Genomic DNA, 13,292 nt, shown 5'->3' on the forward strand with positions numbered 1-13,292 from the left:
GAAAGCAGGTTGCTTAAACGTGAAGATTATGAATGTAGAATTTGTTATATCCGCCGTAAGGCCGGATCAATATCCAGTAGATGCCTTGCCAGAGTTCGCTCTGGCAGGGCGTTCTAATGTCGGCAAATCATCACTCATCAACAAGATGATTATGCGCAAAGGGTTAGCCAGAACGAGCTCGCAGCCGGGCAAGACGCAGCAGCTAAACTATTACCGCGTGAACAACGAAGTGTATTTGGTCGATTTCCCCGGCTACGGCTATGCCAAAGTATCGAAAGTACAGCGTGCACAGTTCGGCACGATGATTGAAACCTTCCTCAGCGACCGCGAGCCGCTGCATATGGTTTTCCTTATTGTCGATATCCGTCACGAGCCATCCGTAGATGACTGCCTGATGTACGACTGGCTGAAGCATTATGAAATTCCGGTTTGCGTCGTGACAACGAAGGCGGATAAGATTCCGAAGAGCAAGTGGGACAAGCACGTGAAGATGGTGAAGAAGAAGCTGGGCTTCCAGACGGGAGATTACCATGTTCTCTTCTCTTCCGAGACAGGTCTCGGCCGCGATGAGCTTTGGGCAATCATAAATCAATCGATAGCGGAAACAAGCGAAGAAGCGGAAGAAACGGAAGAAGTTTCAATCGAAAAGTGAGGATAACGTATAAAAGCAACGACTCTTCGTAAAATCTCCTTGATTATTCAGAAATATGCGTGAATATCGCGAATGGGCGGCAGGAATAAACCGCTTCGATCGGGTATAATATAGGTAAGCAACTGATTTACAAACGCGTTACTTTATAGAATTGAGGAGATTTTTATGGCTCAGCGGATAGCCACGGAGTATGTCAATGCTTCTCTGCAATTAACGGCTGAAGAGATGGCGGGATTTGTCCGGTTTTTTGAAGACCAGCATATTAAGCAGCAGGTGCGGGTACTGGAGAACGGCAATCACGAGATGGTTCTCGAGGACGACGCAGGACGAGAAGAAGTCCGCCTTACTTTCGAACGTAAGCAAGATTTGTACGTATGCGCACTTTCGTGCCGTATCGTACATCCGAGACTTACGAACGCAATGCGCAAAGCGGTATCGCTGTTCCGCGGAGATGCAGTCGTCAATCGCATTTATCCACATTATACGATGATCTATCATTATGCTGAAGGAACTGTTCGCAAAATTGTCGAAATCAAGAACAATGAGTCGAGAGTGATCTTTGAATTCAAAGATACGATCGGTCAGCTTGAAGCGACTTTCCGCGTGAACGATATCGAGAACGAAATTGAAATCGTGCAAGGCGCGATTAATCAATTGCTCGATTTACGCAACCAATGCAGTGATCGCGGGCAAATATCGCTTATCGATCAACGTCTGGCACAGCATGCAAGAGCGCTGTTCTTGATGGAGGCGTAAGCAAAACCGTAGAGAATCATTCTTCTAAAGCCGCTCATATGCGGCTTTTTTTATTTGTGTTAAATTTGTAGAGGGCCATCACCAGCTCATCAATTCGCACATACGTTGTTTACTGGAGTTTACAGCATGTTGTCAACTTAATTCTGCCCAAAAAAAACTGTTGCATTTCTGAGCGATAGATGTTATTTTTATTTTCGTTGCAATGAATAGGAACCAGGATTCACTCAGGACATGGTAATGTTGCGAGAGGAAAGTCCCTCGGGCAGTGAATGACGTAGGTCCTAGCGGATGAAATTACAAAACATTTTATTCCTAGGAAGGGGGAACCGAGAGATGGAATACTCAACTTTCGGAAGACACGTTGCTGTTGACACTTGGGGTGTGGATTTTGACCTGCTCAACAACGCGGAATTTTTACAAGCCCAAATGGTAGAGGCTGCGGAAGCATGCGGCGCTACAGTACTCTCAGTTCAAGCGAAACAATTTGAGCCACAAGGCGCAACAGTGCTCGTACTGCTGTCAGAAAGTCATCTTTCCATTCACACGTATCCTGAGAGAGGCTTCGCTGCTCTTGATTGCTATACATGTGGAGAAACAGTCGATCCGCAATTGGCGATTGACTACATGATGTCTGTTTTGAAACCAAAAGTAACACATGCTAAGAAGCTAGTTCGCGGTATGGGTGAATTGCAAGTCGTGGAAGCGGATATGAAGCAAGTTGAACTTGTGTAGCATTTTCATATGACTAAAGAGGGGCCATGGAGAAATCCGTGGTCTTTTTTGATGCTATAAACCAAGCCGCGCGTTTTCAAACAATTTTCATATTTGCAGGGGTACATCATGACTAACTGTGCTATACTAAATGATGAAAAAATGATTAGTGAAGGGCAGGTGAACGCGCATGCACATTATAGTCGTCGGTCTTAATTATCGCACAGCACCGGTTGAAGTGAGGGAAGGTTTTACATTTTCCGAACGAGATCTGCCTGAGGCACTTGAGCAGTTGAAGCAAACGAAGAGCATTATGGAAGGTGTCATTGTTGCGACCTGTAACCGCACTGAATTGTATGCTGTTGTTGACCGTCCGACGTTGTGCGGACATTATATACGCAGTTTCATGGAGAAATGGTTTAATACGCCGAGACAGCAGTTTACCTCGGATCTATATATGTATGAGGATGAGAAGGCGATTGACCATCTGTTCCGTGTCACTTGTGGACTAGATTCTATGGTCATTGGCGAGACGCAGATTCTGGGTCAAGTCAAGAATGCATTCCTACTTGCGCAGCAGCAGAAAACTACAGGCACCTTGTTTAATACGATATTTAAACAAGCTGTAACGCTTGCGAAGAAGGCACATTCGGATACAGCTATCGGTGAAGCCGCGGTTTCAGTCAGCTACGCAGCTGTAGAGCTGGGTAAACGGATCTTCGGACAATTTAACGGCAAGACGGTCATGATCGTCGGCGCCGGCAAGATGAGTGAATTAACCGCTAAGCATTTGTACGCGAACGGTGTGGAACGGGTGTTTGTCGTCAATCGGACCTATGACCGTGCCGTGCAGCTGGCAGATAAATTTAACGGAACTCCGCTGTCAATGGCAGATGCGATTTCACGTTTGCATGAAGCGGATATCGTTATCAGCTCGACCGGTTCAGATGGCTATGTACTTGGTCGTGAGCAGGTTGCAGCAGCCATGCAGAAACGTAAATCCCGTCCGCTCTTTATGATTGATATTGCCGTGCCGCGTGATCTTGATCCTGCTATCGCATCGGTTAAGAACGTGTTCCTGTACGATATCGATGATCTGGAAGGCATCGTGGAAAGCAACATGGACCAGCGCCGTACGGAGGCTGCTAAGATTGAAACGATGATTGCATCTGAGCTGGATGTGTACCGCGGATGGTACAAAACATTAGGCGTTGCACCGCTGATTCGTGCGCTGCAGGATAAAGCGACTGACATCCATGCGGAAACGATGGACAGCTTGGCGAACAAGCTCCCTGATTTAAGCGAGCGCGAGCTTAAAGTCATCCACAAGCTGACGAAGAGCATCGTCAACCAAATGATGCATGATCCGATTCTGCGCATTAAAGAAATGGCAGGAGAGAAGCATGCTGACGAGGCAATGGATATGTTCGTGAAACTATTCGCCTTGGAAGACACGCTTGAACAAACGAAGAACAACGCAGAGCAGCGTAATCCGGCTGGGGTTAAAGAAGTCCCATCGAGCGGAGATGCAAAGCCGGTACTTAAAGGTACAATTGCGGCAATTACTACCTAGAATTCTGCGAATAAGCAGGATTCTAGGTTACCAGATAACTTGTTCAAAGTTTGCGGAGGCCATCTATGGTTACACAAAATTGGTTTTATGATGGAATGCTGTATATCTATGCCCTGAGCCTTCTGTTTTACTTCTCTGATTTCGTTGATCGAAATCGGCAAGCGAAACAAGTGGGAACAGGGCTGCTTATTTTCGTCTGGGTGCTGCAAACAGGCTTTATCGTGAATCGCATCATCTCGCATCTGGACATGACCAACATCTCGTTGTTTGAATATTTGCTCGTTTTCTCTTGGCTGCTTATCACGGTTTCACTTGTGATGAGCCGTTTTTTTAGGATGGAGTTTATCGTCTTCTTCGTGAATGTGATCGGGTTCGCAGTACTAACCGTCAATTTGTTCGGCATCGGCTCAGGCGCATCCCTGGAGAGATGGGAATTGGCGCAGAACATGCTGGTCGTTCATATCATTCTGATGATCCTGGCGTATGCGGCGCTGACAATCAGCGGTATTTTCTCAGGGATGTATATGTTCCTGTTTGCTCGTCTCAAAGGCAAGCAGTGGACTAAGAGCATGCAGAGAATGCCGAGTTTGGATGTAGCGGATCGCTTCATGTTCAGGGCTGCTCTGATCGGCACGCCGCTGCTGACCTTATCGCTCGCTGTGGCTGTCACTTCGATTCTCGTAGAAGGCCGCTATGGACTTTTACTTGATTTGAAGGTTATTTCATCTTTTATAGCTTTGTCGATTTACATCTGGAATTTGTTAGGACACCGCTGGTTTGACGGTTCAGGCTGGAAGTTCGCACGGCTGAATTTGATCAGCTACGGCGTCATGCTGCTCAATGTATTGATGAATCAAGCGTCTAATTTTCACGGCTGGTCTTAAGGGGAGCCAAGGAGTTGGTTGCAATCGAGAAGACCTATTATCCAATGATGGTGAATCTTCAGGGAAAGCGCTGTGTCGTGGTTGGAGGCGGCTCCGTTGCCGAACGTAAAGTGCAAGGACTGCTGAATGGAGGAGCGGATCGTGTAGAGGTCATTGCATCCGCTGCTTCATCTGCGCTTCAAGAGCTTGCCGGTGCAGGGTCTATCCAGCTAGTGCAAAGGGAATACAGGGAAGGGGATCTCCCAGGAGCGATGCTTGTTATTGCTGCGACGAACTATCGTCAGGTGAATAAAGAAATCGCAGCTTTAGGGGACCGACTCGGTATATTCGTAAATGTTGCCGATCTTGGCGAAGAAGGCAGCTTCGTTACACCATCAACTGTAAGACGCGGTGAATTGCTCTTAGCTGTAACGACAGGTGGGGCGAGCCCTGCTCTGGCAGCAATAATGAAGCGGCGGCTTGCCAAGCAATTTAACGCATGTTTAGGAGATTACGTCGAAGGGCTTCGATTGCTGCGAGCGCGAGTGCTGTCGAGCGGCTTGAACCCGGAGCTTAGAACTACTCTATTGCGACTGGCTGCAGAAGAGGTTGCACAACAAGCAGAACGAACCGATGGACGAGTTACCTATACAGAGAATCAGATCGACGAATGGATGAGCAGGCTGCTTCAAGCGGCTGAGAGGAGCAAATAATGATGTCCCACAACTATGAAGAACCCCGTGTCATTGTAGTCGGTACACGGCAGAGCGCACTTGCTTTGACGCAAACCGGTCAAGTTATAGATCAGCTTAAAGCACTTAGTGAGCAGCATGGACTGCCGTTTACGTTCGAAATTCGCAAAATCTTGACCAAGGGCGATCGTATTCTGGATGTGACCTTATCCAAGGTCGGCGGGAAAGGTCTGTTCGTTAAAGAGATCGAGCAGGCATTGTTTGATAAAGAGATTGATTTAGCCGTACATAGTATGAAGGATATGCCCTATGAGCTCCCGGAGGGATTAATGAATGGCGCGGTTCCTAAGCGGGTTGACCCGAGGGATTGTATCATTACGTCGAATGGTTATACATTCTCGGACTTGCCTAAAGGGGCAAAGGTTGGGACAAGCAGCCTGCGTCGTTCAAGCCAGCTGAAGAACGCTCGTCCGGATCTGCAGATCGAATCCATTCGGGGCAATATTGATTCCAGAATCAAGAAGCTGGAGAGCGAAGGTTTCGACGCGATCGTACTGGCAGCAGCAGGGCTTCACCGTATGAGCTGGGAGGAGAAAATCTCATCCTATCTGCCAGAAGATCTGTGCGTGCCTGCCGTCGGTCAAGGTGCCCTTGGCATCGAATGCAGAACGGATGATGCAGAGGTTCGTCACCTGCTGTCCCTTCTTAATGATCCGCTCACAGCACTTACCGTATCCGCAGAACGCAGTTTCCTCGGAGCTCTTAACGGAGGCTGTCAGATTCCGATTGGAGCACATGCCACAATTGTGGAGACAGCTGAGAATGGTGAAACTTGTCTGCTCGAGCTGACGGGAATTGTCGGTTCTCCGGATGGCGGTATTTTGCTCAAAGAAACGTTACGTGGACAAGATCCGGTAGCATTGGGATTACAAACTGCAGAAGCACTCAAAGCAAGAGGAGCAGATCGTATTTTAGCAGAAGTAAGGGGATGAACGTTTTGCTGAAGGGGAAGAGCAAAGGGAAAGTCTACTTGGTTGGTGCCGGACCCGGCGATCCAAAGCTGATTACACTGCGTGGAAAAGAATGCATAAGCAAATGCGATGTCGTTGTTTATGATCGCCTGGCCAGTCCGAGACTGCTTCGGTATTTAAAGCCGGGGGCTGAGAAAGTATACGTGGGAAAGCTGCCGGATCGGCACACCATGAAACAAGAAGACATTAATCAGCTGCTTGTGGATCTGGCGCTCGAGGGTAAGATCGTGACCCGTCTGAAAGGCGGCGATCCCACTATCTTCGGACGTGTCGGTGAAGAGGCTGAGTTGCTGTATCACAATAACGTCGAGTTCGAAATCGTGCCAGGCATCACCTCAGCCATTGCGGTACCGGCTTATGCGGGAATCCCTGTGACCCATCGTGATTTGGCGTCCTCCTTATCGATTATTACCGGGCACGAAAGTCCGGATAAGCTCGATCAATCCATCCATTGGGACAAAGTTACTCTTGCTACGGGGACACTTGTTTTCTTGATGGGAGTTGCGAAGATCGGGTATATAGCAGAACAGCTTATCAAGAATGGCAAGCCTGCAGAGACTCCTGTTGCTCTGATTCGCTGGGGAACAAGGGTAGAGCAAAGAACGGTTACGGGCACGCTGGAAACGATTGAGGAAATCGTCAAAGCGGCCAACTTCCAGCCTCCGGCAGTCATTGTCGTCGGTGATGTGGTCAAACAGCGAGAAAAGCTGCAGTGGTATGAACGTAAGCCGCTGTTTGGAACGCGTGTACTGATTACAAGGGCAAGAGCGCAAAGCAGCGATTTGGCGGAACAGATTGAGGAGCTCGGCGGTGAGCCATGCGAGTTCCCTGTCATTGAGACTCGTGAGCCTACGGAAACAGCTATTGTGGACACGGTTCACAACGCACTGAATGAAGCAGAGCAATTCGACTGGATTATGTTTACGAGTGTGAATGGTGTAGACTATTTCTTCAACTGGTTAAGCAAGCTGCGTATTGATATCAGACGGTTCCACAAGGCACGTATCGCCGCTGTTGGACCTAAGACAGCCGAAGCGCTGGAGAAACGCGGATTATTCGTTGATGTGCTGCCTGTGAAGTTCCAGGCCGATGATTTATTGGATAGCTTGTCGGAACACTTAGTAGCCGGTCAACGCGTACTGCTGCCAAGAGGTGACCTCGCGCGTGAAGTTCTTCCGCGAGAGCTGAAGGCAAAGGGGTTAACTCCTGTTGAAATCGATGTTTATGAAACGGTACTGGCGGATAACCAGGATGAAGAGACGCTTGAGCTGCTTCAGAAACGAAGCGTTCATGTCATTACGTTTGCCAGCTCCTCTACCGTTACCAACCTATTCGAAGTATTGCGTCGCATGGGGGTCGATGATCCTCTTGAGCTGTTGCAAGGAATAGATATCGCCTGCATCGGCCCGGTTACGGCGAAGACGGCTGAAGAAGCCGGACTGAAAGTTACCATACAGCCGCAGGATGCAACCATTGACGGACTTATTGATGCTATAGCCGAGTCGCGGCTTGTGCATCGCAATTAAGAAGGAGGCTTTCCGATTATGGCATTTCCAATTACAAGAAACCGCAGACTGCGCTCATCAGGCGCACTGCGATCGCTGGTGCGCGAAACGCATTTGTCAGTAGACGACTTCATATATCCGTTATTTGTTACACATGGCACTGGTGTGAAGGAAGAGATTTCTTCGATGCCGGGCGTTTATCATCTGTCCCTTGACCTGCTCCGGCAGGAAGTGGCTGCGGTCGTTGAATCAGGCGTCAAAGCCGTGCTGCTCTTCGGCGTTCCGGATTCGAAAGATGCTGTCGGTTCCTCCGCGTACGATCCGAACGGGATCGTTCAACAAGCAACCAGAGCCATTAAAGAATGGGCACCTCAGCTTCTGGTTGTAGCAGATACGTGTTTGTGCCAATTCACGGACCACGGCCATTGCGGCATGATTCATCATGATGCCCATACCGGCAATGCTTTTATTGACAATGATTCTTCGCTGGAGTTGTTAGTGAAAACAGCCGTTTCCCAAGCACAAGCAGGTGCAGATATTATCGCGCCATCCAACATGATGGACGGATTTGTCGGAGCGATTCGCGAAGGATTGGATGCGGCGGGCTACGATATGGTGCCGATTATGTCCTACTCGGTTAAATATGCTTCGGCTTTCTACGGGCCGTTCCGTGAAGCTGCTCATTCCACTCCGCAATTCGGTGACCGCAAGACGTATCAAATGGACCCGGCAAACGCGCGTGAAGCGCTGCGTGAGGCTGAGGCGGACATTATCGAAGGGGCAGACTTCCTTATGGTGAAGCCTGCGCTTGCCTACATGGATGTCATTCGGATGCTGAAAGAGCATTTTGACCTGCCGATTGCAGCGTACAACGTGAGTGCTGAATATTCCATGGTTAAAGCGGCTGCGGCGAACGGTTGGATCGATGAGCGTGCAGTTGTTCTCGAGACATTAACAGGTATGAAGCGCGCAGGTGCCGATCTGATCATTACTTACCATGCTTTGGATGCAGCACGCTGGCTGCGGGGCGAAGCGTAAGCCATATAAAAAGCCTGAACGGTGTTAACCGTTCAGGCGAGCCAAGTCGAGCTTGTATTCGTTTAGGCCAAACGTTAATATTCTGCGATCCTCAAGGTCTCTAAGCACTTGAGAAAGTGCCAGCTTGGCTACACCGGCCATTTGAGCGAGTTCATCGTAGTTGAGCGGCATTTTGATCGTGATGATGTTTCCTGCTCGTGTGCCATGTCGATTAGCCATCAGAATGACATTCTTCAGCACGCGAGTCCGCGAATCCACAAAGGTAAGATCGTAGACATGCTGATTGGTGTCACGCAGTCTGCGGCAAAGCTCCGTCATAATATGGCGCGTAATCTCGAATTGCTCGCGAAGCAGGGCATGAAAGTCATTGGCGGAGATCACAAGCAGTGTCGAGCCTTCCAGCGTTTGAGCAGATGCTGAGCGGGGACGACCGTCGAGCAGCGACAGCTCGCCGAAGCTTTGACCCGATTGAATCAGCGATAATACTTTCTCGTCACCGGAAGAACTGCGCGTATAAATCTTAATGGAGCCTTTAAGCAAAATATAAAAGGCTGCCCCAGGATCTTTCTCTTGAAAGAGCACAGTGTTAGGCGTGAATGTTTGTTTTTGAGCAATCAACAGTATTCGCTGCAGCTGATCTTCGTTTAAATTTTCAAATAGCTGTACTTGCTTAAGCAAATCAATCACTATGACCAGCCTCTCCCTCTGAACTGCACAACAGTTATAACCTGATAATCTCTTAGCAGTTTACCATACGAAAGTCACATTTTAACAGGCAGGTGCGAGAAATGAGCGAAAAGAATCATATTAGAGCGGATGAACGCTCCAAAGAAGCTTTTGCACGCGCGAAAAAAGTCATTCCGGGCGGCGTGAACTCTCCGGTTCGGGCCTTCAAGTCCGTCGGCTTAAATCCGGTCTATATGGACCGTGGCGAAGGCTACAGAGTCTATGATATCGACGGAAACAGCTATATCGATTATGTAGCATCTTGGGGACCGCTTATTATGGGTCATGCCCATCCGGACGTAATCGAAGCCATTAAGAAAACGGCTGAGAAAGGCACCAGCTTCGGCGCTCCGACTGAAATCGAGACGTTAATGGCGGAGCTCGTCTGCGAGCGTGTACCATCCGTAGAAATCGTACGTATGGTCAATTCCGGTACAGAAGCGACAATGAGTGCGCTTCGCTTGGCTCGCGGTTACACGAAACGCAGCAAAATCCTGAAATTCGAAGGCTCCTATCACGGACATGCCGACAGCTTGCTAATTAAAGCAGGTTCAGGCGTAGCGACGCTTGGCTTGCCCGACAGCCCCGGCGTACCGGAGAGCGTAGCTTCTCATACGCTAACGGTACCTTACAACGACCTTGCTTCAGTGAAACTGGCATTTGAAAGCTTCGGCGAAGAGATTGCTTGCATCATCGTTGAGCCGGTTGCCGGCAATATGGGCGTTGTTCCTCCGCTTCCCGGCTTCCTGCAAGGGCTGCGCGAGGTTACCGAGCAGTACGGCAGCCTGCTGATCTTCGACGAGGTTATGACCGGCTTCCGCGTTCACATGAACTGTGCACAAGGCTTATACGGCATAACGCCGGATCTCACTTGCCTTGGCAAAGTAATCGGCGGAGGCTTGCCGGTAGGCGCATACGGCGGTAAACGCGAGATTATGGAAATGATGGCGCCAAGCGGTCCGATCTATCAAGCAGGAACGCTCTCCGGCAATCCGCTTGCGATGGCGGCGGGCTTCACAACGCTTAGTCTACTGACTCCGCAAACCTATGAGCACATGGAGCGGATGGCGGTTCGTTTGCAGCGCGGCTTTGAAGCCAACGCAGCGAAACACGGTATTCCAAGCACGATTAACCGCGTCGGATCGATGGTTTGTCCGTTCTTTACAGAGCAGCATGTCATCAATTACGATACGGCCAAGACTTCTGATCTGGAGCGCTTTAAAGTTTATTTTGCAGCCATGCTGGATCTTGGCATCAGCATTGCACCTTCGCAATTTGAAGGGATGTTCGTCTCCGGCATTCACGATGAAGCAGCCATTGATGCGACCATTGCGGCGCATGATGAGGCGTTTCGTCGCTTGTAATAAGCGTATTGTAGGAGCTGAGCTATAATGGGACAATCGATGAGCTATGAACGCAGCGGGGAGTGGCTGAAGCTGCCTTCGGAAACGCTGGCAAGCTTCGCTGCTTCCACGCAAGCTGTTCGAGTAATAGAGGCCGGGAGCCATCCGCATCATGTGCGGCAGTGGCTGCTGGCCCTTGGTTTATTTCCGGAGAAATGGCTGAACCGGCTGTTCTCTGTTGGCGGCATTCAGATGGAGGGGAGCAGCATTCTGCTGCGCACCTTTATTGCTGCGGATGCAGGCAGTGATGCGATCTTCCGTATGCTCTCGCAAGGAGATGCAGCATCAAGTGCTTCTCTTCATGCCGGCGTGCTCTTCTATGATGATTGGTGCCTTGTGATGGATAAGCCTGCTGGGATGCCCGTACATCCTTCTGCACCGGGTCAGCGGGGAACGCTGGACGAAGAGGCGGCGCGCACAGGACAGCTTCGCGGGGATGGTTTGCCTGCCAAGCATATCCATCGACTGGACGATGATACGGCAGGTCCGGTTCTTTACGCGAGAAATGAGTTGGCCCAGCTGCGGCTGGACGAGGCGATGCGAGAGAAAACCATCGGCAGGCAATATGTTGCTTTGGTGCAAGGCGTATTGAAACGGAATCGGGGCATCATTAACGAGCCGATAGGCAAAGATCGTCATCATAATGGACGTCGGAGAGTTTCGCCGGGTGGTGAGCACGCGATTACTCATTATGAAACCATTGAAGCATACAAAGGCTCTTCACTTGTCCGAGTATGGCTGGAAACCGGGCGGACGCATCAAATTCGCGTACATATGAGTCATCTGGGACATCCGCTTGTTGGGGATACGCTCTATGGCGGCTCAGACAGCAAGCTTCGTCATCAGGCTCTTCGAGGAGAACAGCTGACATTTCGACATCCCTGGACGAATGAGGAGACGGTTTTGTCCGCAACCGAGCCGGATTGGTTTACGGAGGTCCGCGAGCGGTACGCTTCTCTGTGAAAATCGTAGTCATGCCTACCCACCCCTTGCCATATAGATAAATAGGGAAGAAAGCTGTAACCAAGCTTCTTGACAAGGGGAAAGGAGGACGACAAGCGTGCCCAGTCCGTCTAGTGGTTTGCGATTTGACATCTATGAACGTGTGCATTTGCCCGAAGAGGTAGCGGCGATCGATGAGCTTGACGAGATCGAGCTTGTGCCGAGAATCGGGATTGTTCAGCAAGACGAGCAGGTTTTATTAAAAGGCCATTTGCTCCTTACAGGCGTTTATCGCGCACAGAATGAGCCTTTAGCCGAACAATCTCTGGAGCATTGGATTCCTGTCGAAATTACGCTGCCTTTGAATCGTATTCATCGATTGGATGACATTTCCGTTGAGATCGATAACTTTGACGTGGATTTGCTCTCCACTCGAACACTCAACATTACGGGGGTTCTCTCGTTATTAGGCATCGAAATCGAGCAATCAGAGCCCGCCGAATCCTGGCAGCGTGAAGAACCCATTACAGTCGTTCATTCTAGGGAAACCGAGGAAGCGCCGCGATTCACACAATATGATTACGAGCAGCAGCGTTTAGCGGCAGAATATGAACGGCAAGCCGTAGAGGAAGCAGCTCTGCGCGAGGCGGCCGAGAACGAGGCCATCGCAGCAAGAGCATCGGCTTGGGCGAGGGAGCAGGAGAGACAGGAAGCGCTGAATCGTGAAGCTCATGCTGCCTTATTTCAAGTTCCGATCGCCGAGCCTACTGTGTATGAACCGAGCCAGATAGCGGTCAATGCCGGTGCGTCTGAACAGCAGGAGGCTTTCATTCCTGCTGCAGCTGCTGAGCGTGATCCCCAGGTTCGCCCGCAAGCACAAGAAGTCCAGCAGTACGGCGACGTCTCTGTTTCTGAGGCAGAAGCCTCCCGCAAGGAGATGCGCGTCGCACTCGCAAGCAAGCAAGCCGAGGATGAGGCCGAGCAGCAGTCTGCCGGCGGAGTCGGGTTCAGGGCGCTGCTGCAATCGAGCCGCAGAGAACAGGAAGCCAGAGCCGCTGCCGAGCAAGTTGCAGAAGCGAAGGCTGCGGAAGCCCGCAAATCGAGCGGTGACGAGATAGAGTGGAAGAACTTGTTCTATGGAAGAGCAAGCGATGAACAATCGTTCCGGAAGCTGCGTATCTGCATCGTACAGCGAGAAGAGACGCTTGATGCCATAGCAGGACGCTACCAGCTGCAAGCCCGTGAGATCGCGCTTTACAACCGACTCTCTGATCAAAGCGTCAGTGAGGGACAGGTGCTCTATATTCCATAGTCCAACATGATGACGCAGGACTCGATCGTTATTCTTAATTGAGAAGCCCCTTTAGGAATGACCTTACACGGTCCCTGGAGGGGCTTTT

At 50.1% G+C, this 13,292-nt stretch carries 13 protein-coding genes; 12 read left to right on the forward strand and 1 reads right to left on the reverse strand.

The window, feature by feature from the left end:
- Positions 1-19 precede the first annotated feature (19 nt).
- The 9 genes from yihA (at position 20) to hemB (ending at position 8,821) form a co-directional block, all read left to right on the forward strand.
- On the forward strand, positions 20-652 hold the full coding sequence (yihA, locus tag AC0YNS_RS06440) for a ribosome biogenesis GTP-binding protein YihA/YsxC (RefSeq protein ID WP_475780213.1): 633 nt from the start codon (positions 20-22) through the stop codon (positions 650-652).
- Between the two features lie 165 nt (positions 653-817).
- On the forward strand, positions 818-1,408 hold the full coding sequence (locus tag AC0YNS_RS06445) for a non-ribosomal peptide synthetase module (RefSeq protein WP_475780214.1): 591 nt from the start codon (positions 818-820) through the stop codon (positions 1,406-1,408).
- A gap of 333 nt (positions 1,409-1,741) precedes the next feature.
- Complete coding sequence (gene speD, locus AC0YNS_RS06450) at positions 1,742-2,140, forward strand: adenosylmethionine decarboxylase (RefSeq protein ID WP_090983026.1); 399 nt, start codon at positions 1,742-1,744, stop codon at positions 2,138-2,140.
- Positions 2,141-2,309: 169 nt separating this feature from the next.
- Positions 2,310-3,692: a glutamyl-tRNA reductase gene (hemA, locus tag AC0YNS_RS06455; RefSeq protein ID WP_475780215.1), complete on the forward strand. Its 1,383-nt coding sequence runs from the start codon at positions 2,310-2,312 to the stop codon at positions 3,690-3,692.
- A 65-nt stretch (positions 3,693-3,757) separates the two neighbouring features.
- The gene (locus AC0YNS_RS06460; protein WP_475780216.1) at positions 3,758-4,576 is read left to right on the forward strand and encodes a cytochrome C assembly family protein; all 819 of its coding nucleotides are present in this window, start codon (positions 3,758-3,760) and stop codon (positions 4,574-4,576) included.
- Between the two features lie 14 nt (positions 4,577-4,590).
- Positions 4,591-5,268 carry a precorrin-2 dehydrogenase/sirohydrochlorin ferrochelatase family protein gene (locus AC0YNS_RS06465; protein ID WP_475780217.1) on the forward strand — a complete coding sequence of 226 codons (678 nt, stop codon included), beginning with the start codon at positions 4,591-4,593 and terminating at the stop codon, positions 5,266-5,268.
- Positions 5,268-6,239 carry a hydroxymethylbilane synthase gene (gene hemC / locus AC0YNS_RS06470; protein WP_475780218.1) on the forward strand — a complete coding sequence of 324 codons (972 nt, stop codon included), beginning with the start codon at positions 5,268-5,270 and terminating at the stop codon, positions 6,237-6,239. Before AC0YNS_RS06465 ends, hemC begins: the two co-directional genes overlap by 1 nt.
- Complete coding sequence (gene cobA / locus AC0YNS_RS06475) at positions 6,236-7,804, forward strand: uroporphyrinogen-III C-methyltransferase (protein WP_475780219.1); 1,569 nt, start codon at positions 6,236-6,238, stop codon at positions 7,802-7,804. Before hemC ends, cobA begins: the two co-directional genes overlap by 4 nt.
- 18 nt (positions 7,805-7,822) lie before the next feature.
- Positions 7,823-8,821 (forward strand): porphobilinogen synthase, encoded by a 999-nt coding sequence (gene hemB, locus AC0YNS_RS06480; RefSeq protein ID WP_475780220.1) that lies wholly within the window; start codon positions 7,823-7,825, stop codon positions 8,819-8,821.
- A gap of 24 nt (positions 8,822-8,845) precedes the next feature.
- Here hemB and AC0YNS_RS06485 read toward each other — a convergent pair whose 3' ends face one another.
- Entirely contained in the window at positions 8,846-9,508 is a 663-nt protein-coding gene (locus AC0YNS_RS06485) for a Crp/Fnr family transcriptional regulator (RefSeq protein ID WP_475780221.1), read from the reverse strand.
- Between the two features lie 101 nt (positions 9,509-9,609).
- On the opposite strand from AC0YNS_RS06485, the gene hemL reads away from it, so the two are divergent.
- From hemL to AC0YNS_RS06500, 3 genes are all read left to right on the forward strand, one after another.
- Positions 9,610-10,911: a glutamate-1-semialdehyde 2,1-aminomutase gene (gene hemL, locus AC0YNS_RS06490; protein WP_475780222.1), complete on the forward strand. Its 1,302-nt coding sequence runs from the start codon at positions 9,610-9,612 to the stop codon at positions 10,909-10,911.
- A gap of 27 nt (positions 10,912-10,938) precedes the next feature.
- Entirely contained in the window at positions 10,939-11,913 is a 975-nt protein-coding gene (locus tag AC0YNS_RS06495; RefSeq protein WP_475780223.1) for an RluA family pseudouridine synthase, read from the forward strand.
- A gap of 97 nt (positions 11,914-12,010) precedes the next feature.
- Positions 12,011-13,204, forward strand: coding sequence for a LysM peptidoglycan-binding domain-containing protein (locus AC0YNS_RS06500; protein ID WP_475780224.1), 1,194 nt, complete (start codon positions 12,011-12,013; stop codon positions 13,202-13,204).
- The last annotated feature ends 88 nt before the right edge of the window (positions 13,205-13,292 follow it).

It is taken from the genome of Paenibacillus sp. J22FR21, assembly GCF_056269135.1.